Source organism: Stenotrophomonas africana, assembly GCF_013004645.1.
GTDB classification, from domain to species: Bacteria; Pseudomonadota; Gammaproteobacteria; order Xanthomonadales; family Xanthomonadaceae; genus Stenotrophomonas; species Stenotrophomonas africana.
Genome location: NZ_JABEME010000022.1, coordinates 1 through 26,681 on the forward strand (window position 1 = coordinate 1; position 26,681 = coordinate 26,681).

Annotated in this window: 23 protein-coding genes and 1 riboswitch; of the genes, 8 read left to right on the forward strand and 15 right to left on the reverse strand. The window is 66.2% G+C overall.

Features of this window, described 5'->3' with window-relative positions:
- Positions 1–132: 132 nt before the first annotated feature.
- From HLA98_RS20445 to HLA98_RS20455, 3 genes are all read right to left on the reverse strand, one after another.
- Entirely contained in the window at positions 133–600 is a 468-nt protein-coding gene (locus HLA98_RS20445; protein WP_057501847.1) for a hotdog fold domain-containing protein, read from the reverse strand.
- Positions 601–675: 75 nt separating this feature from the next.
- A complete protein-coding gene (locus HLA98_RS20450; RefSeq protein WP_057501848.1) occupies positions 676–3,153 on the reverse strand; it encodes an acyl-CoA dehydrogenase in 2,478 nt (825 codons plus the stop codon).
- Positions 3,150–4,067, reverse strand: a complete 918-nt coding sequence (locus HLA98_RS20455; protein WP_057501849.1) for an alpha/beta fold hydrolase — start codon at positions 4,065–4,067, stop codon at positions 3,150–3,152. Before HLA98_RS20455 ends, HLA98_RS20450 begins: the two co-directional genes overlap by 4 nt.
- A gap of 141 nt (positions 4,068–4,208) precedes the next feature.
- On the opposite strand from HLA98_RS20455, the gene HLA98_RS20460 reads away from it, so the two are divergent.
- Positions 4,209–4,811 carry a TetR/AcrR family transcriptional regulator gene (locus HLA98_RS20460; protein WP_006464233.1) on the forward strand — a complete coding sequence of 201 codons (603 nt, stop codon included), beginning with the start codon at positions 4,209–4,211 and terminating at the stop codon, positions 4,809–4,811.
- Between the two features lie 137 nt (positions 4,812–4,948).
- Here HLA98_RS20460 and HLA98_RS20465 read toward each other — a convergent pair whose 3' ends face one another.
- The 3 genes from HLA98_RS20465 to hslO all read right to left on the reverse strand — a co-directional run bounded on the left by HLA98_RS20465 (position 4,949) and on the right by hslO (position 9,945).
- Entirely contained in the window at positions 4,949–7,702 is a 2,754-nt protein-coding gene (locus HLA98_RS20465; RefSeq protein ID WP_049445382.1) for a TonB-dependent receptor plug domain-containing protein, read from the reverse strand.
- A 384-nt stretch (positions 7,703–8,086) separates the two neighbouring features.
- The gene (locus tag HLA98_RS20470; RefSeq protein ID WP_057501850.1) at positions 8,087–8,935 is read right to left on the reverse strand and encodes an XOO1806 family protein; all 849 of its coding nucleotides are present in this window, start codon (positions 8,933–8,935) and stop codon (positions 8,087–8,089) included.
- Between the two features lie 116 nt (positions 8,936–9,051).
- Entirely contained in the window at positions 9,052–9,945 is an 894-nt protein-coding gene (hslO, locus tag HLA98_RS20475; RefSeq protein WP_049445377.1) for an Hsp33 family molecular chaperone HslO, read from the reverse strand.
- Between the two features lie 77 nt (positions 9,946–10,022).
- On the opposite strand from hslO, the gene mtgA reads away from it, so the two are divergent.
- From mtgA to HLA98_RS20490, 3 genes are read left to right on the forward strand one after another with little or no spacing between them, the layout of a single operon-like run.
- Positions 10,023–10,772, forward strand: coding sequence for a monofunctional biosynthetic peptidoglycan transglycosylase (mtgA, locus tag HLA98_RS20480; RefSeq protein ID WP_057501851.1), 750 nt, complete (start codon positions 10,023–10,025; stop codon positions 10,770–10,772).
- Positions 10,773–10,820: 48 nt separating this feature from the next.
- Positions 10,821–11,840: a glycosyltransferase family 2 protein gene (locus HLA98_RS20485; RefSeq protein ID WP_057501852.1), complete on the forward strand. Its 1,020-nt coding sequence runs from the start codon at positions 10,821–10,823 to the stop codon at positions 11,838–11,840.
- Positions 11,800–12,231 carry a CBS domain-containing protein gene (locus HLA98_RS20490; RefSeq protein ID WP_057501853.1) on the forward strand — a complete coding sequence of 144 codons (432 nt, stop codon included), beginning with the start codon at positions 11,800–11,802 and terminating at the stop codon, positions 12,229–12,231. Before HLA98_RS20485 ends, HLA98_RS20490 begins: the two co-directional genes overlap by 41 nt.
- Before the next feature lie 486 nt (positions 12,232–12,717).
- Here the strand turns inward: HLA98_RS20490 and HLA98_RS20495 are convergent, their stop codons facing one another.
- The 4 genes from HLA98_RS20495 to HLA98_RS20510 all read right to left on the reverse strand — a co-directional run bounded on the left by HLA98_RS20495 (position 12,718) and on the right by HLA98_RS20510 (position 18,181).
- Entirely contained in the window at positions 12,718–14,691 is a 1,974-nt protein-coding gene (locus HLA98_RS20495; protein WP_057501854.1) for an AsmA family protein, read from the reverse strand.
- An 83-nt stretch (positions 14,692–14,774) separates the two neighbouring features.
- Entirely contained in the window at positions 14,775–15,413 is a 639-nt protein-coding gene (gene trhA / locus HLA98_RS20500) for a PAQR family membrane homeostasis protein TrhA (RefSeq protein WP_005410682.1), read from the reverse strand.
- 212 nt (positions 15,414–15,625) lie between these two features.
- Positions 15,626–17,230 carry a peptide chain release factor 3 gene (locus tag HLA98_RS20505; RefSeq protein ID WP_014038155.1) on the reverse strand — a complete coding sequence of 535 codons (1,605 nt, stop codon included), beginning with the start codon at positions 17,228–17,230 and terminating at the stop codon, positions 15,626–15,628.
- 66 nt (positions 17,231–17,296) lie between these two features.
- A complete protein-coding gene (locus tag HLA98_RS20510; protein WP_057502018.1) occupies positions 17,297–18,181 on the reverse strand; it encodes a M23 family metallopeptidase in 885 nt (294 codons plus the stop codon).
- 149 nt (positions 18,182–18,330) lie between these two features.
- Positions 18,331–18,450: riboswitch (SAM riboswitch) on the forward strand.
- A gap of 76 nt (positions 18,451–18,526) precedes the next feature.
- On the opposite strand from HLA98_RS20510, the gene metX reads away from it, so the two are divergent.
- The 3 genes from metX to HLA98_RS20525 are packed head-to-tail and all read left to right on the forward strand — an operon-like array spanning position 18,527 to position 21,854.
- Positions 18,527–19,558, forward strand: a complete 1,032-nt coding sequence (gene metX / locus HLA98_RS20515) for a homoserine O-succinyltransferase MetX (protein WP_057502019.1) — start codon at positions 18,527–18,529, stop codon at positions 19,556–19,558.
- The gene (locus HLA98_RS20520; protein WP_057502020.1) at positions 19,555–20,790 is read left to right on the forward strand and encodes an O-succinylhomoserine (thiol)-lyase; all 1,236 of its coding nucleotides are present in this window, start codon (positions 19,555–19,557) and stop codon (positions 20,788–20,790) included. The genes metX and HLA98_RS20520 overlap by 4 nt, the downstream gene beginning before the upstream one ends.
- A complete protein-coding gene (locus tag HLA98_RS20525; protein ID WP_057502021.1) occupies positions 20,787–21,854 on the forward strand; it encodes a homoserine dehydrogenase family protein in 1,068 nt (355 codons plus the stop codon). The genes HLA98_RS20520 and HLA98_RS20525 overlap by 4 nt, the downstream gene beginning before the upstream one ends.
- Before the next feature lie 105 nt (positions 21,855–21,959).
- Here the strand turns inward: HLA98_RS20525 and HLA98_RS20530 are convergent, their stop codons facing one another.
- Positions 21,960–22,955: an alpha/beta fold hydrolase gene (locus tag HLA98_RS20530; protein ID WP_057502022.1), complete on the reverse strand. Its 996-nt coding sequence runs from the start codon at positions 22,953–22,955 to the stop codon at positions 21,960–21,962.
- A 114-nt stretch (positions 22,956–23,069) separates the two neighbouring features.
- Positions 23,070–24,452 (reverse strand): L-serine ammonia-lyase, encoded by a 1,383-nt coding sequence (locus HLA98_RS20535; protein WP_024956918.1) that lies wholly within the window; start codon positions 24,450–24,452, stop codon positions 23,070–23,072.
- A 100-nt stretch (positions 24,453–24,552) separates the two neighbouring features.
- On the opposite strand from HLA98_RS20535, the gene HLA98_RS20540 reads away from it, so the two are divergent.
- On the forward strand, positions 24,553–24,783 hold the full coding sequence (locus HLA98_RS20540; protein WP_049447590.1) for a glutaredoxin family protein: 231 nt from the start codon (positions 24,553–24,555) through the stop codon (positions 24,781–24,783).
- A gap of 71 nt (positions 24,784–24,854) precedes the next feature.
- On the opposite strand, the gene HLA98_RS20545 is transcribed toward HLA98_RS20540, so the two are convergent.
- The 3 genes from HLA98_RS20545 to HLA98_RS20555 are packed head-to-tail and all read right to left on the reverse strand — an operon-like array spanning position 24,855 to position 26,646.
- Positions 24,855–25,427, reverse strand: a complete 573-nt coding sequence (locus HLA98_RS20545; RefSeq protein WP_049448732.1) for a YceI family protein — start codon at positions 25,425–25,427, stop codon at positions 24,855–24,857.
- A gap of 3 nt (positions 25,428–25,430) precedes the next feature.
- Positions 25,431–26,003, reverse strand: coding sequence for a cytochrome b (locus tag HLA98_RS20550; protein WP_049448736.1), 573 nt, complete (start codon positions 26,001–26,003; stop codon positions 25,431–25,433).
- Between the two features lie 10 nt (positions 26,004–26,013).
- Positions 26,014–26,646, reverse strand: a complete 633-nt coding sequence (locus HLA98_RS20555) for a YceI family protein (RefSeq protein ID WP_057502023.1) — start codon at positions 26,644–26,646, stop codon at positions 26,014–26,016.
- Positions 26,647–26,681: the final 35 nt, after the last annotated feature.

Consider the following 26,681-nt stretch of genomic DNA (forward strand, 5'->3'; position numbering starts at 1 on the left):
TCGCCATGGATGGCGCGGCTAAGCCTACACGGACGTACTTGCGGCGTCCCCGCCCGGCCCCACCCCTCCGGCCCAGCCGATAAACCGCGTTTCGCGACGCACCCACGAGGGGCTGCGCCGTTCGCGGGAACACTACTTCGCCGGCGACATCCACATGTCGATCACCGCGCTGAACACCTCCGTCCCCGCGCGGTCGCGCACACTCACCGTCACCGGCAGCGCATAGCCCTCGGCCGCGACCACGATCGGCTGCGCCGGCAGCGCCACCGCCTGCAGCGTGCCACGCGCCTTAGCCAGGTACTGCACCTGCATCCCCTTCGGAATCCAGCGCATTCCCTTCGGCAGTGATGCATCGACCATCAGCCCGGCGGTCAGTTCGGCCAGGTTGCACATCGCGATCGCGTGCACCGTACCGATGTGGTTGCGCACCTTGCGGCGGTCGGCCAGCGTGCCTTCGCAGCGGCCGTGTTCCAGGCGGGTGATGCATGGCGCGATGCTGGCGAAGTAGGGCGCCTTGAAACACACCGCGCGTGAGAACAGCCAAGTGCCGGCGGGCCAGCGCTGCAGGCGGTTGTAGAGCGAGAGCAGGGGCGTGGACATGAGGAGGATTCCGGTCGGCGGATAAAGCGACGGCGGGCCGAGGCCCGCCGTCGAGGCAACGCGTGTCGCGGGCGATCAGGCCGCCTGCGAATGCGGGTCCTTGTGCTGGCGGTCGTAGTAGCTGGCCGCGCGCAGTTCGTGGGTGTCGAAGTCGTCCACGGTGATGGTATCCAGCGTCAGCGTACGCAGCTCTTCCAGCAGGCTGCGCTCGTCCTGGGTAATCACGCCTTCGGCCACGGCTTCGTCCAACTGGCTGTTGAAGTCCAGCGCTTCAATGCCCTTGCTCTTCAGTGCCTTCAGGAACTTGCGCTCCACCGGCTCGGCCATGATCGCCTTGCTCAGGTAGCTGTTGATGCGGCCACCCGGGTTGTTCTCGCACGGGGTCAGGAACACGCCGCTGGCCAGGCGGTCGCGGGCTTCATTCGGCGCCATCAGCAGGGCGGCGACGCGGCGGCTCAGGCGGTCGCCCGGGGCCTCGGCACGACGGCCCAGCGGGAAGATCAGCGCCCACATCAGCCAGCCGATCGGGCGGATCGGGAAGTTGCGCAGTGCGGCCGACAGCGACTCTTCGATCTTGTGCACGCTGTCATGGAAGGCCCAGGCCAGCAGCGGCTGGTCGGCCTGCGGTGCGCCTTCGTCGTGATAGCGCTTGAGCATGGCGCTGGTCATGTAGACATGGCTCAGCACGTCGCCCAGGCGGCCGGACAGCGACTCCTTGAACTTCAGCTTGCCGCCGAGGGTCATCATCGAGATGTCGGCCATCAGCGCCAGGTTGGCCGAGTAACGGTCCAGCTTGCGGAAGTAGCGGCGGGTATAGGCGTCGCCCGGGGCGGCACCGAAGCGCGCACCGGTCAGGCCGAACCAGAACGAACGCACGGCATTGGAGATGCCGTAGCGGATGTGGCCGAACAGGCTGCGGTCGAAGTCCTGCAGGCCGGCACGGGTGTCCGGATCCTGCGCGGCCTTCATTTCCTTCAGCACCCAGGGGTGGCAGAGGATCGCACCCTGGCCGAAGATCAGCAGGCTGCGGGTCATGATGTTGGCGCCTTCCACGGTGATCGCGATCGGTGCAGCCTGCCAGCTACGACCGGCGAAGTTGCGCGGGCCCAGGATGATGCCCTTGCCGCCGATCACGTCCATCATGTCCGAGATCACTTCACGGCTCATGTTGGTGCAGTGGTACTTGGCAATGGCGGACGGCACCGACGGCACGTCACCGCGGTCCACCGCAGCAGCGGTGGCCTGCGAAAGTGCGCTGATCTTGTAGGCCTTGCCACCGATGCGGGCCAGCGCTTCCTCCACGCCTTCGAAGCGGCCGACCGACAGGCCGAACTGCTTGCGGATGCGTGCATAGGCACCGGTCACGGCGGCACCGGCCTTGGCACCGCCACTGGCGGTGGACGGCAGGGTGATCGAGCGGCCCACGGCCAGGCACTCGTTGAGCATGTTCCAGCCCTTGCCGGCCATGGCCGCGCCACCGATCAGCTGGGTCAGCGGAATGAACACGTCCTTGCCGCGGATCGGACCGTTCTGGAAGGTCGAGTTCAGCGGGAAGTGGCGACGGCCGATTTCAACACCGGCGGTGTCGCGCGGCAGCAGGCCCAGGGTGATGCCGATGTCGCGGGTATCGCCGATCAGGCCATCCGGGTCGTACATGCGGAAGGCCAGGCCGATCAGTGAAGCGACCGGGGCCAGGGTGATGTAGCGCTTGTCGAAGGTCAGCTTGACGCCGAGCACCTGCTCGCCGTTCCACTCGCCCTTGCAGACGATGCCGTAGTCCGGAATGGAGGTGGCGTCGGAACCGGCGAACGGACCCGTCAGGCCGAAGCAGGGCACTTCGCGGCCATCGGCCAGGCGCGGCAGGTACTGATCCTTCTGTTCCTGGGTGCCGTAATGCACCAGCAGTTCACCCGGGCCCAGCGAGTTGGGCACGCCGACGGTCGAGCTGACCACCGAGGACACCGAGGCCAGCTTCTGGATCACCTTGTGGTGGGCCAGCGCAGAGAAGCCCAGGCCGCCATATTCCTTCGGGATGATCATGCCGAAGAACTTGTTCTTCTTGATGAAGGCCCACAGTTCCGGCGGCAGGTCCGCATGGACGTGGGTGATTTCCCAGTCGTTGACCATCGTGCACAGCTCTTCGACCGGGCCATCGAGGAAGGCCTGTTCTTCGGCGGTCAGCTGCGGCTTGGGGTAGTTGAGCAGGATGTTCCAGTCCGGATCACCGGTGAACAGTTCGCCCTCGAAGCCAACCGAGCCGGTTTCCAGCGCGATGCGCTCGGTCTGCGACAGCGGCGGCAGCACCTTGCGGAACACCTTCATCATCGGGCCGGTCAGCAGCGGCTTGCGGATGAACGGCAGCAGCAGCGGCACGGCGATGACGGCCAACACAGCGGCCGCAACGATCGTGGCGGTCTGGTTGACGTAGGGGATGAACCAGCAGGCGGCCAGCAGCGCCACGCTGATCAGCGTCCAGGTAACCAGCCGCATGCGGTGGTAGGCGACGAACGCGCCTGCCAGCAGCAGGGCGAGGAAGGGAAGAACGATGCTCATGAGCGTGCTCCGGTGACGTGCTCGTTTGTGGCGGACGAAGCTGCAGCATCCGCTGCGGGCAACACGTCCAGATAGTCCAACACAGTAGCGGTAAAGGCGTCGTTGTCATCGCCGGCGACCATGTGCGTGGCCTGCGGCAGCTGTACATGGCGCGCGTGCGGCGCCAACGCCAGGAATTCGGCCACGGTCTGTGGCGTGACCAGGTCGCTGCGGCCGCCGCTGACCAGCAGCAGCGGGCACTTCACCTGGCGTGCGGCCTCGGCCAGCGCATCCTGGTGCTGCTCGCTGTCGCGGGCCAGTTCGGCCACCAGACGCGGGTCCCAGTGCCAACGCCAGCGGCCGTGGCCGTCCTCGCGCAGCAGTGCGCGCAGCGACTGCTCGGATTTGCGCGGACGGTGCGGCATGTAGGCCGAGATCACATCGGCGGCCTGGGTCAGCGAGGCGAAGCCGTCAGGATGGGCGGTCATGAAGGCCAGGATGCGTTCGACACCGGCGGTATCCCAGCGCGGGGTGATGTCGACCAGCACCATTGCCGAGAACAGGCCAGGCCAGCGCGATTCGGCCAGCAGGCCGAACAGGCCGCCCATCGAGGCCGCGACCAGCATCGGCGGGCGCGGTTGCTCGCCGGCCAGTACGATCAGGTCATCGGCGAACTGTTCGCCGTGATACGGCAGGTCGGCGGCATTCCAGTCCGAGTCGCCGTGGCCGCGCGCGTCGTAGGCCAGGGTCTGCAGACCCGCCGCGGACAACGCGCGGGCGGTGGCGATCCAGGCATGACGGGTCTGGCCGAAGCCATGCGCGAAAAGCACCCGGCCGCGCCGGCCATGGTCGCTGGCGGTCGCTGCAAGGCGCGCGCCATGGGCAGCCTCCAGGCGCAGATCATGGAACGCAGCGGGAGTAGGGGACGTAACCATACTTGCTAGTATGGATCGCTTGGGTGGGAAGTCAATACTGCATCGTATGGTGCAGTGCGACAGGCCTGCAGGAGAGCCCTTTGACGGTTTCGCCCGCAACGGCGTACTGCAACGAACCCCGGCGTATGGTTAAATCAGCCCATGAATCAACCTGACGCTTCCGCCGGCGAACCGCGCGCCGGCCGCAACAGCCGCCTGAGTGCCGAAGACTGGGCCCAGGCGGCCCTCGACCTGATTGCTGAACAAGGCGTAGGCGCCGTTGCGGTGGAACCGCTGGCGCGGCGACTCGGCGTGACCAAGGGCAGTTTCTATTGGCATTTCCCCTCGCGTGACGCCTTGCTGCAGGCCGCACTGGAACGCTGGGAACTGTTCGAACAGGAACAGGTGTTCGGCAGTCTGGAAGACGTACCGGACCCGCGTGTGCGGCTGCGCCAGCTGTTCCAGATGGTGGCGCATGAAGTGCAGCCGCACATCATCTACAGCGAGCTGCTGAAGGCGCTGGACCACCCGATGGTGCGCCCGGTGATCGACCGGGTGTCGCAGCGCCGCCTCGACTATCTGATCGCCTCGTTCCGCCAGGCCGGGCTCAGCTCGACCGATGCGCGCCACCGTGCACGCCTCGCCTACGCCGCCTATGTCGGCTTCCTGCAGTTGTCGCTGCAGTTGCAGCAACCCAAGCAGGCGCGCGAGGATTTCGAAGCCTACGTCGAGCACCTGATCGAGACGCTGATTCCGAACGGTTGAGCGTTGTTGCTGTGTTGAGTACAGAAAGGCCGCGGCAATGCCGCGGCCTTTTCCGTTGGTGCTGCCGCCGCCTGGAAGGCACAAAAAACAACGGCCCCTTGCGGGGCCGTTGCTGCGTCAGCCGATCAGTGGATCGATCAGAACTTCTGCTTGTACTGCATGTACATGTAGCGGCCCGGCAGGTCGTACTGCGGGTCGAACATGTTGGCACGGACCGAGTAGGACACCGGCGGATCCTTGTCGAACGCGTTGTTCAGACCCAGCATGATGGTGCCCTTCCACGGGGTGTTGTAGCGGACCTGGATGTCGTGGTAAGTGGTCGACGCGATGTGGTTCTCGCCCTTCGCACCGTCGGAGCAGAACGGGAAGGTCTCCGGATCCTGGGCCGGATCGAACGGGCACTCTTCACGCATGCCGGACTTGTAGCGCAGGCCCCAGTTCACACCGAAATCACCGTAGCTCCAATCCACATACAGGTTGGAGCGGATGCGCCAGTACGGATCCTGGTCGCGGTAACGGCCCTGACGGCCTTCAACCGGCGAGTCCTGGGTCGACTTGGTGTCCCACTTGGACAGATAGGTGCTGTCCCAGCTGATGGTGAACTGACCGAACGAGGTCTCCGGCAGGCGGTAGGCCAGGCCCAGATCCCAACCTTCCACCTTGTACGATGCCAGGTTCTGCAGCGGCATGTTGACGTTGGTGATGGTGTAGCGCTGGTTGACGGTGCCGTAGTTCGGATCACGCGTGATCAGGCCGCAGTAGGCTGCCTGCTGCTGCGGGGTGCCGCCGTAGCAGTAGCTCATGATGTCCTGGATCGCCGGACGGGTGATGGCGTCTTCCACCTTGATCTGCCACCAGTCCAGAGTGACGTTCAGGCCGGTGACGAAGCTCGGGCTCCACACCAGGCCCAGCGTCTTGCTGGTCGAGGTTTCGGGCTTCAGGTTCGGGTTGGCCTGCCAGGTGAACGGCACAACCGTCTGCTTGCGGCCTGCACCGGCGCCCGGCTGAACGAAGTTGGCCGGAACGCCCTGTGCGGCACACTGGGCGGCAACCGCACCGGTACGGAGGCCAGCGTTGGACGAGCAGGGATCGATGTAGGTCTCGAAGGAGTCTGTATCGCCGCGATACAGGTTGTTGATGCTCGGCGCGCGGAAGCCCTCGGAGTAGTTACCGCGGATCATCAGGTCGTCGATCGGCTTCCAGCGGAAGCCGAACTTGTTGTTGGTGGTGTTGCCGAAGTTGCTGTAGTCGGAGTAGCGCGATGCCACGCTGAAGTCCAGCAGCTTGGCGCCCGGCAGGTCCGCCAGCACCGGGATCGACAGTTCCACGAAGAACTCGTTCAGATCGTAGCCGCCCTTGGTCGGTGCCGCACCGTTGCCGGTGCTCAGACCCGAGGCAATGAAGGCGTCCGGATCAAACTGACCGGTTTCCTTGCGGTACTCGTAACCGGCAGCGAAGCCCAGCGCACCGGCCGGCAGCTGCACGATCTCACCGGAGATGTTGGCGTAGTAGCCCTTCGACACCAGGCTCGCCGAATCGTGAGCGGTGAACGAGGTGTAGTCCAGAGCTTCCTGCGAGATGGAGCCCAGTCCACCCAGCGGATTGATCGGCACACAGCCGGCAATGACGGCGCCCGCCGAATTCAAGCAGACCGGCTTGCCGTCGCGCAGAGCCGACGGGCCATAGGCCTCGGCCAGACGCTGCCTGTTGAACAGGCCGTAGGTCAGGTCGTTCTGGTCGGTCTTGTCGTAGCGATAGCCAACGTCCCAGTCGAAGTTGCGATCGGCAAATTCGAAGAAGCCTTCGAAGCCACCGTAGAAGTGCCAGTTCTTGACGTTCTGGTTGAACGAACGACCACCGGATTCATTGAAGCGACGATTGACGCCCGTCAGGTCGACGCCATACGGGTTGTACATGCTGCCCGCGCTCAGACGCTGGCCGGTCACCGGCATGGATGCCAACAGCTGCTCGGACTTGCGCTCGTTGTACATCGCCTCGGTACGGAAGGTGATGTTGTCAGTCACGTTGTACGAACCCAGCACGAACAGCGAGGTGCGCTCGTTCGGGGTCAGCAGGTAGTTGTCCGGTGCAGTGTTGTAGCCGTGGACGTTGGCATCGAACGGGGTTTCAACGCCATTGATGATGACGTACTGGTTGCCGTTGCGCACATAGCTGCCCGGGATGCCGGTTGCGCTCTGGCCACTGAAGAACGGCGGGCCACCGGCGGAGATCTTGCGATCGCCGGCCATCACGGACTTTTCGTTGACGTAGGACGCGCCGACGGTGATCGAGGCGCGGTCGGTCACGGTACCCAGGGTGAAGTCATATGCTTCACGCTGGCCGTCGCCGGCGCTGTACTGACCCTTGTAGGCGTTGACTTCAGCACCGTCGAAGTTCTGCTTGGTGATGATGTTCACCACGCCGGCGATGGCGTCCGAACCGTAGATGGTCGAGGCGCCGTCCTTCAGGATGTCGATGCGCTCGATCATCGCAGTCGGAATGGTGTTCAGGTCGACGCTGCCGTCCAGACCAGTGGTCCAGCGGCGGCCGTTGACCAGCACCAGGGTGCGCTCGGCGCCGAGGTTGCGCAGGCTGACGCCGGCCGAACCGTCACCGCCGTTGTTGAACGTACGGTTCAGGGCGGCACCGTTGGCGGCGACGCGCTGCAGGATGTCGGCGACCGAGGTCACGCCCTGCTTTTCGATGTCGGCGCGGGTCAGGCTGAGCACCGGCTGCGAGGTTTCGATGTCGGTGCTCTTGATGCGCGAACCGGTGACCGAGATGCGGTCAAGGTTGGTCGCTTCCTGGGCCTGGGCGGTGGCAGTGGATGCCACACCGGCAACGAGCGCGACCAGAACGGCGTCGCGCAGCTTGTTGGACTGGAAATTCATTGGCTCTCTCTCTCCAAGAAATCTTGGCTGGGTTAGTGCCCGGCGGGGGAGCGAAAAGCGCTCCCAAATCGCGAGGGCTGAACCGATAGTAGCGGGCGTTCGCCAAGAATTAAAGCTGTGTTAATCAAATCTATGATTTTGGTGAAAATTGAAATTAATTCGCAAAATCAAAGACTTGAGTTGCATTCGAGCCAGTTTCGTCTCGTTTGTTAGCGCAGAGTGATGAAAAAATGTGCTCGCTGGCGTGTATCGCAGCATGTCGAACTGAACTGCACGGTATCCGACTCGCCGAAAAGCGCGATGCGTGTATCGCGATCACGCATACGCAACGGGCGCCTTTCGGCGCCCGTGAGAAGTCACTGCAGGAAGAACCGTGCGGTGGGATCAGAGATCCTGTTCGTAACGCACATACGGCACAGTGCCGTCGTCATTGCTTTCATTGCGCGGCGAGAACGGATTCTTGCCGCGGCTGATCACGTTCTCCGCGCCCACGGTGAGCTGGCCGGACCAAGGGGTACGCCAGGTCAGGCCGATTCCCAGGCCTTCCCACTTGCCAGGCTTGCCCGGTACGTCGACGACGCGACCGATGATGCTGCCGGTGAAGTTGCCGTAGCCGGCACCGATGCTCAGGCTCTTGCTGTCCCAGCGGTCGACCAGGGCCGGCGAAGCGTCGGCCAGCGGAACCAGGCGGGCCTTGGCATAGGTACCAGCGATGGAAACGAAGCCTTCGCGGCCGATGTTCTTCTGCGCGAACACGGTCAGATCATTCTGCTCGGCGCGCAATGACGGCGTCTTGTTGGGGCCTGCCAGCCATGCCGGCAGGGTTTCACGGCCGCTACCGGCCGTGATGCCCAGACGACTGTTGCCGCGGTTCAGCGCGGCGGTGCCGCTGAAGCGGCGGCTGTTGAGGTCATCTTCGTCGCCGAGGCTGGCCAGCATGCAGTGACTGGCCAGGCCGCTCATGCTGGTTCCACTGCTGCTGTTGCAGAGCAGGCCCAGCGAATCGCCCGACGACAGGCCGAAGGCCGCATCCAGCGAATTACGGCCGAAGTGCCAGCGAGCGCCAGCCGCCTGTTCGCCGGTGGGCTCCAGGTACAGCAGGGCTTCGACCTTGCCGCTGCCCTTGTTCCACACCGGCAGCACGGTCCGGGTGTCCTTGCTCTGCGCATGCACGCCCGTGATCGCGCCAAGGGCGATCATCAGAGCCAGCGGTAGACGCAGGAAGGTACGCATCGGACCAGTTCAGACAGGGACGAACAACGGAAGTTCCCGAAGATACGGGAACTTGATCCTAGGGTGTTTATGAATTCTTAACAAGCCTTGATCCCCCCAGATGCAAGACAAGCCGTTTACTGAAGCCGCTCAGGCGCCGGTACAGTCCCCTCGGCACCGTGGAACAGTATGCCGAACTCCGTCAAAGGAAAGTGATACTCGCGCCCGCAGAATTCGCAACGGACCTCGACGGCGCCGGTGTCCGCGGCCGCGGCACGCGCCTCGTCCTCGCCCAGCGACTGCAGCATCGACGCGACCCGTTCACGGGAGCAGGAGCAGGCGAAGGACAGCGGCTTCTCGCCCATCAGCGCCGGCTTCTCCTCGTGGAACAGGCGGTGCAGCAGCTGCTCGGCCGGGGTGGCCAGCAGCTCGGCCTTGCCCAGGGTTTCGAACAAAGCGCTGGCGCGCGCCCAACCATCTTCGTCGCCCTCGTCGCCCGGCAGCTTCTGCAGCAGCAGGCCGGCGGCCCCGTTGCGGTCGGCCGCGAGCAGCAGGCGGGTCGGCAGCTGCTCGGACTGGCGGAAGTAATCCTCGAAGGCTTCGTCCAGCTCCGGCGCTGTCAGCGCGACCAGGCTCTGGTAGCGCTGCGGCTCGCGCGGGTCCAGGCCAGGGTTTTCGATGGTGATCGCGAGCAGGGCGTCGTCGCCCAGGCTGGACAGGTCGCGCGGCGCGTCGGCGCCTTCGCTGAGCTGGGCAATACCGCGCAGGGTGCCTGCGGCGGTGCATTCAGCGAACAGGGTGCGCAGGGCGGTGCTGCTGCGCAGCTGGATCGAGAGGCGGCCATCGATCTTGGTGTGGCCGGTGAACAGCGCCGAGGCCACGCAGGCCTCGCCGAGCAGTTCGGCGGCCGTATCCGGGTACGCGGCGTGGGACAGGATTTCCTGCCAGGTGGCCTGCAGGCGCACATGGACACCACGGACGCCAGCGTCGGGGAGCAGGAAGCGGATCAGGGAATCGGAGTTGGCGGTCATCGGCTCATATCGCGCGTAAACGAGGGCGGTTGCCGGATAATGCGCCGACAACCAGACAGAAGAAGGATGCACCAGTAATGGGGGCAGGGGGAGAGCAGCACAAGGTGGAGGCCGGGGCGGACGTCCCGCGCCGCAGGCGCTGGCGCTGGAAACAGCTGCTGTGGCTGCCGGTGCTGCTGGCGGCCTTCAGCTGCCTGCAGGTGCTGGTGCTGCGGTTCATCGATCCTCCGGTGTCCACGGTCATGCTGTGGCGCTATGGCGAGGCGCTGGGCGAGGCTGACTGGTCGTATCGCCTGCATTACCAGTGGCGCGACCTGGACCAGATGGCCCCGAGCCTGCCGATCTCGCTGGTGGCGGCCGAAGACCAGCGCTTCCCCGAACACAACGGCTTCGACCTGCAGGCCATCGAAAAGGCCCGCGACCACAATGCCAAGGGCGGGCGCCTGCGTGGCGCCAGCACGATCAGCCAGCAGGTGGCCAAGAACCTGTTCCTCTGGCAGGGCCGCAGCTGGATCCGCAAGGGCCTGGAGGTCTGGTACACGGTGCTGATCGAAGCGCTGTGGCCGAAGGAGCGCATCCTTGAGATGTACGCCAACATCGCCGAGTTCGGTGATGGCGTGTACGGGGCGCAAGCAGCGGCGCAGACGTTCTGGGGCAAGGACGCGGCGCGCTTGAGCCCGGCCGAGAGCGCGCGGCTGGCGGCGGTGCTGCCGGCACCGCGGCGCTACAACGCGGCAAAACCAGGGCCGTACGTACAGCGGCGCGCGGCGTGGATCCAGCGGCAGGCACGGCAGCTGGGCGGGGCCGCGTACCTGTCGGAAGAATGAGGGCCCACGACGCCTGATCTGCGGGCGGCGGCAACGTACAATCGGGGCATGACCCGCGAACGGCTTACCTTTGTCATCGCCGCCTACAACGAGGCCCTGGCACTGCCGTTGCTGCATCCGCGGTTGTGTGCCGTGCTGGACGGCATGCCCGATATCGAAGGCCACATCCTCTATGTGGATGACGGCAGCCATGACAGCACCTGGGAAGTGATCGCCCGCCTGGCCCAGTCCGATGCGCGGGTGTCCGCGCTGAAGCTCTCGCGCAACTTCGGCAAGGAAGCCGCGCTGACCGCCGGCTTGGACCTGGTGCGCGACGGAGCGGCGATGATCCTTGACGCCGACGGCCAGGATCCGCCGGAGCTGGTACCGGAATTCGTCGCGCGCTGGCGCGAGGGCCTTGACAACGTCTACGGCACGCGCATGGCCCGCGATGGTGAGGCCTGGATCAAGCGTGCCACGGCGGCGGTGTTCTACCGGGTGATGGGGCGCCTGTCGCGCACGCCGATCCCGGCCGATACCGGTGATTTCCGCCTGCTGTCGCCGCGTGCGTTGAGTGCGCTGCGCGAGATGCGCGAGCGCCACCGTTTCATGAAGGGGCTTTTCAGCTGGGTCGGTTTCAAGCGGATCGCGGTGCCCTATCACCGTCACGCGCGAGTGGCCGGCACCAGCAAGTTCAGTCTGTGGCGGCTGTGGAACTTCGCGCTGGAGGGCATTACCGGCTTTTCCACCGTGCCGCTGCGGGCGGCGACCTACCTGGGACTGGCAACGGCAGCGGTGGCCTTCGTCTTCGGCGTATGGGTGATCGTGAAGGCGGCGCTGTATGGCGACCGGGTGGCGGGCTGGCCGACGATGATGGCGGTGATCCTGTTCCTGGGCGGGGTGCAGTTGATTGCGCTGGGCCTGATCGGTGAGTACCTGGGACGGCTGTACGAAGAGTCCAAGCAGCGGCCGCTGTACCTGGTTGACGCGTGGCTAGCATCCGCCGTGGCAGACTCGGCACTGCAACCCACCCTCGGAGGGCAGGCAGATGACGACGGTACGGCAACTGTTGGACGGCAAGTCTCCTGAAGTACATGCGGTCGCGCCGGAGGCGGCGGTGATCGATGCGATCCGGTTGATGGCGGAGAAGGGCATCGGTGCGGTGCTGGTGATGGACGGGCCGCGGTTGGTCGGCATCCTGTCCGAGCGCGATTACGCACGCAAGATCGTGCTGCGTGATCGTTCGTCGCGGGATACGGCGGTGGCCGAGATCATGACGGCGAAGGTGGTGACGGTCTCGCCGGGCGAACAGGTGGAGCATTGCCTGCAGCTGGTGACCGACTACCGCATCCGCCATCTGCCGGTGGTGGAGGGCGCGCAGGTGCTGGGGGTGATTTCCATCGGCGACCTGGTGAAGTCGGTGATCGATGCGCAGCGGCGCGAGCTGGACCAGCTGCAGCAGTACATCGTGGCGGGGTGAGGTGTTCGCTGGCGGGCCTGCGGCCCGCCGGCCCGCTTTTTGAAGCCAGAGCCAGAGCTGAGAGCAGCGCCTTCCTGATACGTTGGGAGGCGAAGGGTGCGGCTGGGCAGGACACGCCGTAAACCCATCCATGGGGGCTCGATGGCGCCATCCATGGCGCCAACGGTCCTGCCCAGCCGCACCCTCCGCCTCTGGACACATTTCTGCGAGCGCGGTGCGTACATGCGCGGTGCCTCGCCCTTGGTAGCTGCCAACCTTGGTTGGTAACAGCTTTTGACTGTGCTTTTTTCTTTTGACTTTGAATTTCCGCTCTCGTTCCGCGCGCGCGGGAGACTGTCCGGAGCCGGAGCAAGGCGGCAGGCAGGACCGTGAGGCGCATGGATGCGCCGACCGAGCCTACAGGGACGTATTTACGGCGTGTCCTGCCTGTCGCCTTGCTCCGGCTCTATGCGCGGAAAAAGAGGCGCCGCGAACAACGCTGTAACCCTACTTCGCATACTGCCCACCGCAGTCAGCATCCTTCCCCGGCCCCAGCTCGATCGTTGCCAGCAATGCCGCCGGCGGGGCAATGCTGCCCAGCGCCAATGCCACGGCGCCACGAATACCCAACGCCTTGAAGTCCGGGCGGAATGACGGATCCTTGAAGGTGCCGGCGATGTGCAACGGTGAGCGCAGTACCAGGATGCTCTTGTCCTTGGGGCGCGGTTTCAGCAGCAGGTCCAGGGTCTCGTCGCGCAGGCTGACCGTGCCTTCGCCGATGAGGATCGTATCGGTGGTGTCCACCGCCAGCGCCTGGCTGGTCATCAGGCCTTCGCGCACGCCGAAGTCGGCGAAGGCGCAGCGCAGGGGAATCTGCTTGTCGCCGGTCACCAGGAATTTCAGCGACTCGGTGATGTCCAGGCCGGCCAGTTCCATTACCAAATTGCCGACATGGCCACGGCCCATCGCCAGGCCGACCTTGCCATTGCTGCTGCCGAGCATGGCGGCGATCGAGTTGCCGCGGCCGCTCAGGTCCACTTCGCCGCCGATGCCGCCTTTGGCCTGTTCAGCCAGTTTCGCGTCCGGGAACAACTGGCCCAGCTGCACGCCGCGCACGCTGGCCTTCAGCGCGGTGCTGATCTGCGGACGACGCGCGTCCATGCGAATGGTGCTGCGGATGTCGCCACCGGCGACGCCGAAGTTCAGCGGGTCCAGCCGCAGCACGCCGTCATCCAGCAACAGGTGCGCGTCCATGTCGTCCAGCGGCAATGACGGCGCGTTGATGCGATGGGCCTTCCAGCGCACGTCGGCATCCATCGCGCGCAGTTTGCCGAGGTTGTAGGGCGTGTCGGGCAGCACGCGTGCACGGGCAGCCACCCGTGCGGCCTCGGCCTTCTGTTCTGCGTTGGCGGTTTCGCCGCCGCCGGTCTTTGGTGGGGCACCGACGAAGCCGGCGAGGTCATCGAAATCCAGCCGTTTGGATTCCAGCGTGGCCGTCAGCTTCGGGCGCGTGCCGCCCACTTCGAACTGCAGGTTGCCGCCGAGATCACTGTCGCCGACCTTGCCGGTGAAGGCGTTGTAGCGCCAGATGTTGTGGTCACGCTTGAGCCGGCCGTTCAACGCATAAGGGGGCGACGGCGGAATGGCAATGCCGAGCAGCGGGTAGAGGTCGGCCAGGTCCTGGCCGCTGAGCGCGAACTGCAGATCGAACACCCGCAGCTGGAAGGGATTGGTCAGCGTGCCACTGGCCACCGCGTGGGTGGCGCCTGCCCGGCCATCAAGATGGATGCGGAACGGGTGGTCGCTGTCGGTCAGCTCAAGCGGTGATTCGGTGCCACCACGCAGGATGAATGGATTGCCCTGCCAGTGTCCCTTGCCCTGTACCAGCAGCGGTGGCGCAGCGTCGGCCTGTTTCGGCTGGCCGCTGCGCATGTCCACGCGGATATCAGTGCGGCCGAGCGCATCGAGGAACTGCAGGCGCCCATCGTCGATGCGCAGCCGTTTGAGCTGCGGACTGGTCCCGCCGGTGCTGCCACCGAGGAAATCCCAGTTGCCCGGGTCGCCCTTGCGCGGAGCGGTTTCCAGCAGCACGTCCGGCCGGGTCAGGCGCACTTCGGGCAGCTGCACGCTGCCGCGCAGCAGGGGCCAGACCCGCACGTCGATCTCGACGCGGTCGGCGCTGGCCATGTCAGGCTGCTTTGCCCAGCTTGCATTGGCGAAGGTGATCGCATCGGCGCGGATGGTACTGGTGCGGCCGAGGTCGACATCAAGGTTCCCGATGTGCAGCACACGGCCGGTGCGGGCCTGCACCGCGCGCTCCACCGGTCCCTTGAACCAGTTCCAGTCCCACAACGCGATCAGGAGCAGGATCGCTGCCAGCAGGAAGATCAGGATCGTAAGCCAGCGCCGGCCTCGTGGGCCGGGGCGGCGGAGGCGCCAGCGGGTCGTGCGCTTTGCGGCAGGGGAGGCGGCAGCATTCACGCTGCCATGGTTGCCTCCTCTTCGTGGACAGGGCGCGAAGCGTCCATGTGCATGGTGTGCACACGCGGCCCGCGCGCGGCCGTTTACAGCACCTGCATGGTGACCGCGACGAAGTGGCAGACACTGCCACCGATCACGAACAGGTGCCAGATCGCGTGCGAGTACGGGATCGATTCACGGTGGTAGAAGTAGGTCCCCAGCGTGTACGACAGGCCGCCGGCGAACAGCCAGGTGAGGGTGCCGCCGTCGATCGAGGCCCACATCGGCTTGATCGCCACCACCACCAGCCAGCCCATGGCGATGTAGATCACCGTGGAGAGCACCTTGAAGCGGCCGGTGTAGAACAGCTTGAACACCACGCCGCCCAGCGCCAGCGCCCAGATCGCGGTGAACAGGCCCCAGCCCCACGGGCCGCGCAGGCCGATCAGGGTGAACGGGGTGTAGGTGCCCGCGATCAGCACATAGATCGCGCAGTGGTCGAACACCTTCAACCGGCCCTTGGCGACCGGATGCTGGATGGCGTGGTACAGGGTGGAGGCGGTGTACAGCAGCAACAGCGCGATACCGAAGACGATCGCGCTGGCCAGCTGCCAGCCGTCGCCGTAGATCGCAGCCAGGGTGATCAACACCGCGCTGGCGGCCAGGGCGAACACCGCGCCCAGACCATGGGTCAGGGCGCTGGCGATTTCTTCACGGATCGAAGCAATGGACGTCGTGGACATGGGCGTGGGCATCGGTCACGGGGAGGGGGACCCGCGTCCCCCTATCATCGCCGCGATGGGCGACATGTGCACGCCCGTCACCGTATGGTGGGTGAATCCCTGCATTGCGCCGATGAACCCGTGATCGGTAGATCCACGCGATGCGTGGATGAACCGCCCGCGACGGCTGGGTCAGAGCCCTTTCCTGCGGAAAGGGATCCGACCCCTTGGCATCAGCCCACCGAAACCGTATGCGCCGCTTCGCGGGTGGCCGAGAAGCGCACATCCGGCGAGCGTTCCTGCGCCAGCTGCAGGTTGACCCGGGTCGGTGCCAGGTAGACCAGGTGTCCGGCCGCATCCAGTGCCAGGTTCAGCGCGTTCTTCTCGCGGAACTCTTCAAGCTTCTTCTCGTTGCTGCAGTGGACCCAACGCGCGGTGGTCACGCTGACCGGCTCGAAGGTGGCTTCCACGCCGTACTCGTCCTTCAGTCGGTAGGCGGCGACGTCGAACTGCAGCACACCCACCGCACCCAGGATCAGGTCGTTGCTGGTGAGCGGGCGGAAGAACTGGGTCGCGCCTTCCTCGGACAGCTGGGCCAGGCCCTTCTGCAGCTGCTTGAGCTTGAGCGGATCACGCAGGCGTGCGCGCCGGAACAGTTCCGGCGCGAAGTTGGGGATGCCGGTGAAGGTGACCGCTTCGCCTTCGGTGAAGGTATCGCCGATGGAAATGGTGCCGTGGTTGTGGATGCCGATCACATCGCCCGGCCAGGCTTCGGCGGCAATCTCGCGGTCGCTGGCCATGAAGGTCAGCGCGTTGGCCAGCTTCATTTCCTTGCCGGTGCGTACGTGGAAGGTCTTCATGCCGGCGCTGAAACGGCCCGAGCAGACGCGCATGAACGCGACGCGGTCACGGTGTTGCGGGTCCATGTTGGCCTGGATCTTGAACACGAAGCCGGTCAGCTTGTTCTCTTCCGGGGCGATCTCGCGGCCGGTGGTGGAGCGTGCCTGCGGGGACGGCGCATGCTCGACGAAGAAGTCCAGCAGCGGTTGCACGCCGAAGTTGTTCACGCCCGAGCCGAAGAACACCGGGGTCTGCTTGCCGGCGCGGTAGGCGTCCAGGTCGAACGGATGGCTGGCGCCCTGCACCAGTTCCAGTTCGTCGCGCAGGTCGGCCAGCATCTGTGCACCGATCTTCTCGGCCAGGCCGGGGGCATCGATGGACGGGAAGATGGTCGAATCCTGGCGGGTGAAGTTGCGGCCCGGCTCGTACAGGTGCACTTCGCCGGTCAGCAGGTGGACCACGCCCTTCAGGCGCTGCCCCATGCCGATCGGCCAGGTGACCGGCGCGCACTGGATGCCCAGCACGGTTTCCACTTCATCCAGCAGTTCGATCGGGTCCTTGCCCTCGCGGTCGAGCTTGTTGATGAAGGTCATGATGGGGGTGTCGCGCAGGCGGCAGACTTCCATCAGCTTGATGGTGCGCTCTTCCACGCCCTTGGCCACGTCGATCACCATCAGCGCCGAGTCCACCGCGGTCAGCACGCGGTAGGTGTCCTCGCCGAAGTCGGCGTGGCCGGGGGTGTCGAGCAGGTTGACGATCTTGCCTTCGTACGGGAACTGCATCACCGAGGAGGTGACGGAGATGCCGCGCTCCTTTTCCAGCGCCATCCAGTCGGAGGTAGCGTGGCGGGCAGCCTTGCGGCCCTTCACCGAACCGGCCATCTGGATCGCGCCTCCGAACAGCAGCAGCTTTTCGGTCAGCGTGGTCTTGCCGGCGTCAGGGTGGGAAATGATGGCGAAGGTGCGGCGACGCGACGCTTCGTTGGCGACTTCGGACATGGCAGTGGCGCCCGCCCGGGGCGCTTTTCAAAGAGATAAGCGCCCGATTATACCGGCCGGGGCCGGTCAGCGCCCGATGCCGCCCTCGGCCTCGCCCTGGCGGGCGAACTGCAGCTGGCCCTGCTCGGTGAAGATGCGTGCCGGCACCGAGCGCAGGCCCATGCCGCGGTTGACCTGCACCACGAAGTGGAGGTGCGGCGCGCTGCTGTAGCCACTGTTGCCGGACAGGCCGATCGGCTGCCCGGCGCCCACTGCCTGGCCGCGACGCACGCGCATGCCACCGGCCTGCAGGTGGCCGTACAGCGCCATGCTGCCGTCGCTGTGCAGCACGCGGATGAAGTTGGCGCGGCCAGCATCGCGTTCGCGGTCCTGGCCGTTGCCACGGAAGCCATCCTGGATCTGCATCACCGTGCCCTCGCGCGCGGCCAGTACCAGCGTGCCCTCCGGCAGCGCGAAGTCGACCGCGTCGCGGTTCTCCTCGTCATCGTGGCTGAACCGCCCCTGTGGCGCCTGGTCCACGCGCGGACGGGTCGCATCGAACGGCAGGCGGTAGGCGACATCCTCGGCCTGTGCGGCTGGATTGCCCGGCACCGAATGCAGGCGCAGGTCCAGCGCGCGGCCATTGAGCGGGGCGGGCAGGTGACCGACCACCAGGCTGCTGTCGCCCTGGATCAGCGACTCGACCGGGAGGCCTTCGACCTGGTGTCCGGGTGCAGCGCGCAGCTGGATCTGCAGCGGTCCTGCCAGCCCATTGTCGATCCGGGCCTGCCATTGCGTGCCGACCGGCTGCAGGCGCAGCTGGGCCATGGGGGTGGCGCCCTCGACACTGCCTGCGCGGGTGGCTGGGCCGGAGGGGGGAATCAGTCCCCAGCCCTGGCGCCAGTCGCCGGCGTGTGCAGTCGCGCTCGTCAGCAGAGCCAACAGCAGGCAGGACAGGGGCAGGCGCGGCATCGGCGTTTCCAGTGAAAAGGACCGCCGGGACTGTACTTGATCCTGAACGGGACGGGCGCGACGGCGCTCGCAGAGTGGAGTTGGAAAATATTCATCGCTTTATCCGCATGAAGGGATTGACACTGCCCGAAAGGGCTGGCATCGTGGCCCCACCATCGAGACCGGCAGAGGGACAGGCCCTTTGAAGCCGGGGCAGCCCGCGGATGCGAAAGCGTCTGCGTAGGTGCCAAATCCTGCGGGGACCCGTGGCGTCCACCGAAAGATGGTTCGAACCATGCACCGCACGTGCATCTCGAACGCGGGCCCGCGAAGGCTCGATGGCCGATTCCCCAACCGGATCCCGCCATGAGCTTCGCCGCCAGTACCGCCCTTCGCCCCGAACCCTTTGTCCCCGTCAGCGTGCCGGTCGAAGACCGCGTGCATGCCGAGCGCGGTGAGTTCGCCGCGGTGCTGTCGATGCGCCACGCCGGCCCCAGCCCGGTGCGCCTGCGCTATGAGTGGGTCGGTCCGGCCACTGCACCGGTGGTGGTGCTGGCCGGCGGCATTTCTGCCCATCGCCACGTGGCGTCCAACACGCAGTTCAGCGAGAAGGGCTGGGCCGAAGACCTGGTGGGCAGCGGCCGCGCGCTGGATCCGCAGCAGCTGCGCGTGCTGGCCTTCGACTTCATCGGCGCCGACGGTGCACTGGATGTGCTGATCGATACCGCCGACCAGGCCGATGCCTTGGCGCTGCTGCTGGACCATCTCGGCATCCGCACGCTGAAGGCCTTCGTTGGCTATTCGTATGGCGCGCTGGTCGGCCAGCAGTTCGCGATCCGGCATCGCGCCCGCGTGCGCCAGCTGGTGCTGGCCAGTGGTGCGCACCGCCCACACCCATATGCCGCCGCCTGGCGCGCATTGCAGCGCCGCGCGGTCGCGCTGGGCCAGCTGCAGTGCGGCGAAGACCACGGCCTGGCCCTGGCCCGGCAGTTCGCCATGCTCAGCTACCGCACGCCGGAAGAGTTTGGCGAGCGCTTCGACGCCGCACCGGAAGTGATCAATGGCCGCGTGCGCGTCGCCGCCGAAGACTATCTTGACGCTGCCGGCGCGCAGTATGTCGCGCGCACGCCGGTGACCGCCTACCTGCGCCTGTCCGAATCGATCGATCTGCATCGCGTCGACCCTGCCGCGATCCTGCCGCCCACCGTGGTGGTAGCCGTGGAGGGCGACCGCCTGGTGCCGCTGGCCGACCTGGTCGGCCTGGTCGAAGGGCTGGGCCCGCGCGGCAGCCTGCGCGTACTGCGCTCGCCCTACGGCCACGACGCCTTCCTCAAAGAAACCGATCGCATCGACGCGATCCTCGCCACCGCCTTCCGCACTTCTGGAGAGTCCGCATGAGCCTGCACGCCAACGAGCCGTCCTGTAGTCGCACCACCGCCGCCGTCCGCGCCGGCATCGATCGTGACACCGCGCATGGGGCGGTCACGCCGCCGATCGTGCTGTCGTCGAATTTCAGCTTCGAAGGCTTCGGCAACAAGCGGCAGTATGACTACACGCGCAGCGGCAACCCCACGCGTGACCTGCTGGGTGAAGCGCTGGCGGAACTGGAGGGCGGCGCCGGTGGCGTCATCACTGCGACCGGCATGGGCGCGATCAACCTGGTGCTCAACGCGCTGCTGCAGCCGGGCGATACTCTGGTCGTGCCGCACGATGCGTACGGTGGCAGCTGGCGCCTGTTCAATGCGCTGGCGAAGAAGGGCCACTTCGAGCTGGTCACCGCCGACCTGACCGATCCGCGTGCACTGGCGCAGGCGCTGGCCACCCAGCCGAAGCTGGTGCTGGTGGAAACGCCGTCCAACCCGCTGCTGCGCATCACCGACCTGCGCTTCGTCATCGATGCCGCGCACAAGGCCGGTGCGCTCGTGGTGGTCGACAACACCTTCCTCTCGCCGGCCCTGCAGCAGCCGCTGTCGTTCGGTGCGGACCTTGTGCTGCATTCCACCACCAAGTACATCAATGGCCACAGCGATGTGGTGGGCGGTGCGGTGGTCGCGCGCGATCCGGCATTGCACGATCAGCTGGTGTGGTGGGGCAACGCGCTGGGCCTGACCGGTTCCCCGTTCGACGCCTTCCTGACCCTGCGCGGCCTGCGCACGCTGGATGCGCGCCTGCGCGTGCACCAGGAGAACACCACGTCGATCGTTGCCCTGCTGGACCAGCATCCGGCGGTCGGCCGCGTCTATTATCCTGGCCTGGCCGACCACCCGGGCCACGCCATCGCCGCCCGCCAGCAGAGTGGTTTCGGCGCGATGCTGTCGTTCGAACTGGCCGCGTGCGAAGGTGATGATCCGCATGCCGCAGTGCGTGCCTTCGTCGATGGCCTGCGCTGTTTCACCCTGGCCGAATCGCTGGGCGGCGTCGAAAGCCTGATCGCGCATCCGGCCACCATGACCCATGCGGCGATGACCGCCGAAGCGCGTTCCGCCGCCGGCATCAGCGAAGGGCTGCTGCGCCTGTCGGTCGGCATCGAGGCCGAGCGTGACCTGCTGGCCGATCTCGGTGCCGCATTGCAGCGCGCCGAAGCCGTGATCGATGCAGCCGCGCGCCGCAAACAGGTGGTGGACGCATGAGCGCGCTCGCCGCTGAAATTCCCGCGCTTGGTGTGGGACGACTGGCGCTGCTTGGCACCGGCACGGTAGGGTCGGCCTTCGTGCAGCGCTACCAGGCGTTGCAGGCGCGTGGGCTGGAACTGCCCAGTGTGCAGTGGCTGGCCAATTCGCGCACCGCGCTGGCGATCGACCGCGATCTGGCGTTGCCGCTGGAGCTGGCACGGCGCGCACCGCGTGACGGCCTCAGCTCGCCGCCGTGGGCCAGCGCCGAAGGACTGGAGCGTGGTGATGTGGTGGTCGACGCAACTGCCAGCGAAGACGTCGCCGCGCGCCATGTGCAGTGGCTGGCGCGCGGCGTGCACGTGGTGACCGCCAACAAGCTGGGCCGTGGTGCGCAGCTGGCTCGTGCGCAGGCCATTGCGGAAAGCTGTGCCGACAGCGGCGCGCGTTATGGCGACAGCGCGACGGTGGGCGCCGGCCTGCCGCTGTTGAGCAGCCTGCGTGCGCTGGTGGCCGGAGGCGACCACATCCATGCCATCGAGGGCGTGCTGTCCGGTTCGCTGGCGTGGCTGTTCCATCGCTATGACGGCCAGTCGCCGTTCTCGGCGGCGGTGCGCGAGGCACTGGCGGCCGGTTATACCGAACCGGACCCGCGTCTGGACCTGTCCGGCGAGGACGTGCGCCGCAAGCTGCTGATCCTGGCGCGCAGCAGCGGGCTGGCGCTGGATGCCTCGCAGGTGCAGGTGGATTCACTGGTGCCTGAAGCGCTGGCAGCGTTGCCGCTGGAGCACGCAGTGGCTGCACTGGAGCAGTTGGATGCGCCACTGCAGGCGCGTTGGCAGCAGGCACGCGACAACGGCCGTGTGTTGCGTTTCGTTGGCCGTGTTGACGGCAAGGGTGCGCAGGTGGGCCTGCGTGAATTGCCGGCCGATCATCCGCTGGCGCAGGGGGCCGGCACCGACAACCGCGTGGCCATCCACAGCGATCGCTACCATCGCCAACCCTTGTTGATCCAGGGCCCGGGCGCGGGCGCGGAAGTCACCGCCGCTGCGCTGCTGGATGACGTGCTGCGCATCGTAAGTTGATCGCATCGCTTGTGTAGAGCCGAGCCCATGCTCGGCTCCTACGGGCGGGATCCCCTCCTGCTGGATAAGCCGAGCATGGGCTCGGCTCTACAGGGGGGGGGCGGCTCAATGTGCCTTCAATGCCTTCAAAAACGCGCTGTTGAACTGCTTCGGGTCCTGCACCTGCGGCGAATGCCCCAGTTCGGCGAACTCGACCAGCGTCGCGCCGGGAATCGCCGCAGCCGCTGCCTTGCCAAGCACCGGATAATTGCCCAGCGTCGCTTTGACCGCAGGCGGCGCCAGGTCACGACCGATCGCGGTGCGGTCCTTCTGGCCGATGAACAGCGTGGTCGGCACCTGCAGGTTCTTCAGTTCGTAGACCACCGGCTGGTTGAACACCATGTCCGAGGCCAGCGCCTGGCTCCATGCAACGGCCTGCTTGCCCGGACCTTCGTACATGCCCGATTGCATCCGCGCCCACGGTTCATACGCCGGCTTCCATTGGCCGTCGTAGTACACCTCCAGCTGGTAGCGGCGGATGCTGTCATAGCTGATGTTCATTTCGCCGGCGTACCACGCGTCCACGCTGCGCCAGGGAATACCCAGCGCCTTCCAGTCCTCCAGCCCGATCGGATTGACCAGCGACAGGCTGCGCAGGTCCTGCGGGAACATCAGCGCGTAGCGCACCGCCAGCATGCCGCCCATCGAATGACCGACCAGGTGCACCGGTACATCACCCAGTTGCAGCTGTTGCAGCAGGGCATGGGTGTTGGCCGCCAGCTGCGCGAAGCTGTACTGGTAGCGCTCGGGCTTGCTGGATTTGCAGAAACCCACCTGGTCCGGGGCAATTACCCGGTAACCGGCGGCAACCAGCGGCTTGATCGATTCCTTCCAGGTGGCGGCACAGAAGTTCTTGCCGTGCAGCAGCACCACCACGCCGATGGGCGCCTTCTTCGGCGCGATGTCCAGGTAGGCCATCTCCAGCGGCTGCCGCTGCGACTCCAGCGCGAAGGTCTTCACCGGATAGCCGTAGTCGAAACCCTCCAGCCGCGGCCCGTAAGTGGGCGCGGCCAGGGCAGGCAGCGGCAGGCAGGCAAGCAGGGCGGCGGCGATCACACGCATGGGGCGGTCCTGGGCAGGGGGAGCCCCGAGCCTAACCGCAACGCAGTGATGGTGTCGTCCGACCGGGCAGATTCGACCTGCGACCCGACGCCATCGCGCCGGGCCCGGTCAAACTCAACACTCGATGACGTTCACCGCCAGCCCACCGCGACTGGTTTCCTTGTACTTGTCCTGCATGTCGCGGCCGGTATCGCGCATGGTCTTGATCACCTTGTCCAGCGATACCTTGTGCTTGCCGTCGCCACGCATCGCCATGCGCGAAGCATTGATCGCCTTCACTGCGCCCATCGCATTGCGTTCGATGCAGGGGATCTGCACCAGGCCACCGATCGGGTCACAGGTCAGGCCGAGGTTGTGTTCCATGCCGATTTCCGCGGCATTCTCGATCTGGCTGGGATTGCCACCCAGCGCCGCGACCAGGCCGCCCGCCGCCATCGAGCAGGCCACGCCCACTTCGCCCTGGCAGCCGACTTCGGCTCCGGAGATCGAGGCGTTTTCCTTGTACAGGATGCCGATCGCTGCCGAGGTCAGCAGGAAGTCGAACACACGCTGCTCGTTGGCGCCGGGGCAGAAGCGGTCGAAGTAATGCAGCACCGCCGGCAATACGCCGGCGGCACCATTGGTCGGCGCGGTCACCACGCGGCCACCGGCGGCGTTCTCTTCGTTCACCGCCAGCGCGTACAGGTTGACCCAGTCCAGCGTGGTCAGTGGGTCGCGCATTGCCGCTTCCGGCTTCGACGACAGCTCGCGGTACAGCGCCGGTGCACGGCGGCCAACCTTCAGGCCACCCGGCAGCACGCCTTCCTCGCGGATGCCACGCGCCACGCACGACTGCATGGCACTCCAGATCTCGCGCAGGTTGGCGCGGATCTCGTCTTCGCTGCGCCAGCACTTCTCGTTCTCGAACATCAGCTGGGCAATGCTCAGGCCGCTGCGCGCGGTCTGCGCCAGCAGCTCGTCGCCGCTCTTGAACGGGTAGGGCAGCGGGGTTTCGTCGGGCACGATGCGGTCATCGGCCGCGTCGTCCTGGTTGACCACGAAGCCGCCGCCGACGGAGTAGTAATCGCGGGTGGCGATCACTTCGTCCTCGGCGTTGTACGCGGTGAAGCGCATGCCGTTGGTGTGGTACGGCAGCTTCTGGCGCTTGTTCATGCCGAGGTCGCGCTTCTCGTCGAAGGCGATCTCGTGCTGGCCCATCAGCTGGATGCGCTTGCTGCTGCGGATGCGCTCCAGCGTGGCCGGAATGATGTCCGGGTCGATCAGGTTCGGCCGCTGGCCTTCCAGACCCAGCAGGATCGCCTTGTCGGTGCCGTGGCCGCGGCCGGTCAGCGCCAGCGAGCCGTAGACATCGGCACGGATGCGTGCGACCTCGTGCAGACGGCCCGGATCGAGCAGCCAGCGGTGGATGAATCGCTCGGCAGCCTTCATCGGCCCGACGGTGTGTGAGGAGCTCGGGCCAATGCCGATCTTGAAAACGTCGAACGTGCTGACAGCCATGGTTGCCGTACTGCGGGTACCGGAAGAGACGGCTATTCTAGCGGTTCACGCCGCACTTCCATGGCTGCGGCGCAGCATTTCCGCCAGGGGGATCCATCCGGTGTTGACTCTGTTCCAGCGTGACGACTGCCACCTGTGCGACATGGCCCTGGCCGAGCTGGCCAAGGCCAGGGCGCCGGAGTTCGAATCGGTGTTCCTGGATGACCAGCCGGCGCTGGAATCGCGCTACGGCGCGCGGGTGCCGGTGCTGCGAGACGAGCGCGGCGACCGCGAGCTGGATTGGCCGTTCGACGCCGCCACGGTTCAGGCCTGGCTGGCCGTCGATCGGTAGTGCCGGCCGCTGGCCGGCAACCCCGCCGTGCCCGGTGATGCCGGCCAGCGGCCGGCACTACCAGACGCGGTTTATTTCGCGTCGAACTTCACGATCGTGCTGATCGCGGTCTCATCCGGGATGGTCTTGGTGTCGGCCCAGTCACCGCTGCCGACGCCGAAGTCCAGGCGCTTGACCGTGGCCTTGCCGGTCAACACCGGCTGGGTGCCCGGCTTCCAGGTGAAGGTGAGTGTGACCGGCTTGCTGACGCCGCGCAGTTCCAGCGTGCCGTCCGCAGCGAACTGGTCATTGCCCACCGCGCGGAAGCCCTTGGCGGTGTAGCGCGCGGTGGCGAACTTGCCGACGTTGAAGAAGTCGGCGGTCTGCAGGGTCGAATCGCGGTCGCTGTTGCCACTCTTGGCACTGGCCAGCGGGATCACCACGTCCAGCGAGCCCGCGGCCGGGTTGGCCGGGTCGAAGCTGAGCTTGGTGGCAAAGCCCGGGAAGCTGCCGGTGAACACTTCACCGTCGTACTTGGTGGCGAACACCAGGATCGAGCCGGCGCCGGGCGCCTGCGCATAGTCGGCGGCGAACGCCGGAGCGGTGGCCAGCATGCCGGCCAGGGCGGCGGCCACGGCGGCCGGGGTGGTCAGTTTCAGGTTCATCGGTCAGTCCTTGTGAGGAGAGGCGAGCCAGCCACGCGGCAACATGCGGGACAAGGTCGCATCGCGCTGGAACAGGTGGTGGTAGAAGGCGGCACCGGCATGAGCCAGCACCACCGCGATCAACAGCCAGAAGCCGTATTCGTGGATCGCGTGGGAGACCGCAACGACCTGCGGGTCCGGGCCGCTCAGCTTGGGAACATCAACCAGGCCGAACCAGCGGAACGGGCGCAGGCCGCTGGCCGAGTCGTACAGCCAGCCCGACAGCGGGATGGCGAACATCAGCACATACAACAGCACGTGGGTGGCACTGGCGATGCGTTCCTGCCAGCTGGGCACGCCCGGTACCGGCTTCGGTGCACCGGCATACAGGCGCCAGCCCAGGCGGAACAGCACCAGCGCCAGCACGGTGATGCCGATCGACTTGTGTGCGGTGTAGACCCAGAAGTACTTGGGGGTCTTGGGCAGTTCGCCCATGGTCAGGCCGACCACGCCCAGGGCGAGGATCAGCAATGCGATCAACCAATGCAGGATCTGGCTGACACTCCCCCAGGCGGCGGGGGTGTTCTTGGCGGTCATGAAGGGTCCTCTAGGGGGCCGTCTTGGGGTGGGAGTGTGGAACGGGAGCGGGAGTTCCCGGGGCGTCGCTGCGGTCGAGGGTGGCTTCAGCCTCGATCCTCAGCTGTACTGCATCACCGATGACGCCCGGCCAGGCGGTGATGCCGAACGCGCGCCGGCTCAGCGTGGTGCTGGCGGAAAAACCGGCGGTGCGTCGGAACGGGGGGAGGGGGTAGCGCTTGATGGCGTTGAGGGTCACGTCCAGCGTGATCTCCTGGCTGACCCCGCGCAGGGTCAGGGTGCCGATCACGTGGGCGCGTCTGGCATCGATCGGTTCGACCCGGCTGGAGACGAAGTGTGCCTTCGGGAAACGCTCACCATCCAGCAGGCTGCGCGCCAGCGTGGCCTGGTTCCATTTGGCATCACCAAGGTCCAATCGCGACACGGGAACCTCGACGTCCAGTGTGGCTTCGCGCCAGTTGTCGGGATCGAACTGCAGGCGTCCTTCACTGCCGGAGACCGTGCCCATCGCCTGCGAGTAACCCGCGTGGTCGATGGTGAACAGCACACGGGTATGCACCGGATCGAGGCGATAGGTATCTGCATCCGCCCAGGCGGGCGCGGTGGCAAGCAGCATCGGCAGCAGGGCCAGGCTGGGACGCATCGATGGCGGGCTCCGGAAGGGGGACGCTGTGATCA

Excerpts from the sequence above, each read along its gene's own strand:
- HLA98_RS20465 (WP_049445382.1), bottom strand. The coding sequence starts at position 7,702 with ATGAATTTCCAGTCCAACAAGCTGCGCGACGCCGTTCTGGTCGCGCTC.
- mtgA (WP_057501851.1), top strand. The coding sequence starts at position 10,023 with ATGGGGGCAGGGGGAGAGCAGCACAAGGTGGAGGCCGGGGCGGACGTC.
- hslO (WP_049445377.1), bottom strand. The coding sequence starts at position 9,945 with ATGACCGCCAACTCCGATTCCCTGATCCGCTTCCTGCTCCCCGACGCT.
- HLA98_RS20470 (WP_057501850.1), bottom strand. The coding sequence starts at position 8,935 with ATGCGTACCTTCCTGCGTCTACCGCTGGCTCTGATGATCGCCCTTGGC.
- metX (WP_057502019.1), top strand. The coding sequence starts at position 18,527 with ATGAGCTTCGCCGCCAGTACCGCCCTTCGCCCCGAACCCTTTGTCCCC.
- HLA98_RS20505 (WP_014038155.1), bottom strand. The coding sequence starts at position 17,230 with ATGTCCGAAGTCGCCAACGAAGCGTCGCGTCGCCGCACCTTCGCCATC.
- HLA98_RS20525 (WP_057502021.1), top strand. The coding sequence starts at position 20,787 with ATGAGCGCGCTCGCCGCTGAAATTCCCGCGCTTGGTGTGGGACGACTG.
- HLA98_RS20520 (WP_057502020.1), top strand. The coding sequence starts at position 19,555 with ATGAGCCTGCACGCCAACGAGCCGTCCTGTAGTCGCACCACCGCCGCC.
- HLA98_RS20485 (WP_057501852.1), top strand. The coding sequence starts at position 10,821 with ATGACCCGCGAACGGCTTACCTTTGTCATCGCCGCCTACAACGAGGCC.
- HLA98_RS20530 (WP_057502022.1), bottom strand. The coding sequence starts at position 22,955 with ATGCGTGTGATCGCCGCCGCCCTGCTTGCCTGCCTGCCGCTGCCTGCC.
- HLA98_RS20510 (WP_057502018.1), bottom strand. The coding sequence starts at position 18,181 with ATGCCGCGCCTGCCCCTGTCCTGCCTGCTGTTGGCTCTGCTGACGAGC.
- HLA98_RS20550 (WP_049448736.1), bottom strand. The coding sequence starts at position 26,003 with ATGACCGCCAAGAACACCCCCGCCGCCTGGGGGAGTGTCAGCCAGATC.
- HLA98_RS20460 (WP_006464233.1), top strand. The coding sequence starts at position 4,209 with ATGAATCAACCTGACGCTTCCGCCGGCGAACCGCGCGCCGGCCGCAAC.
- HLA98_RS20455 (WP_057501849.1), bottom strand. The coding sequence starts at position 4,067 with ATGGTTACGTCCCCTACTCCCGCTGCGTTCCATGATCTGCGCCTGGAG.
- HLA98_RS20535 (WP_024956918.1), bottom strand. The coding sequence starts at position 24,452 with ATGGCTGTCAGCACGTTCGACGTTTTCAAGATCGGCATTGGCCCGAGC.
- HLA98_RS20450 (WP_057501848.1), bottom strand. The coding sequence starts at position 3,153 with ATGAGCATCGTTCTTCCCTTCCTCGCCCTGCTGCTGGCAGGCGCGTTC.
- HLA98_RS20445 (WP_057501847.1), bottom strand. The coding sequence starts at position 600 with ATGTCCACGCCCCTGCTCTCGCTCTACAACCGCCTGCAGCGCTGGCCC.
- HLA98_RS20545 (WP_049448732.1), bottom strand. The coding sequence starts at position 25,427 with ATGAACCTGAAACTGACCACCCCGGCCGCCGTGGCCGCCGCCCTGGCC.
- trhA (WP_005410682.1), bottom strand. The coding sequence starts at position 15,413 with ATGTCCACGACGTCCATTGCTTCGATCCGTGAAGAAATCGCCAGCGCC.
- HLA98_RS20490 (WP_057501853.1), top strand. The coding sequence starts at position 11,800 with ATGACGACGGTACGGCAACTGTTGGACGGCAAGTCTCCTGAAGTACAT.
- HLA98_RS20555 (WP_057502023.1), bottom strand. The coding sequence starts at position 26,646 with ATGCGTCCCAGCCTGGCCCTGCTGCCGATGCTGCTTGCCACCGCGCCC.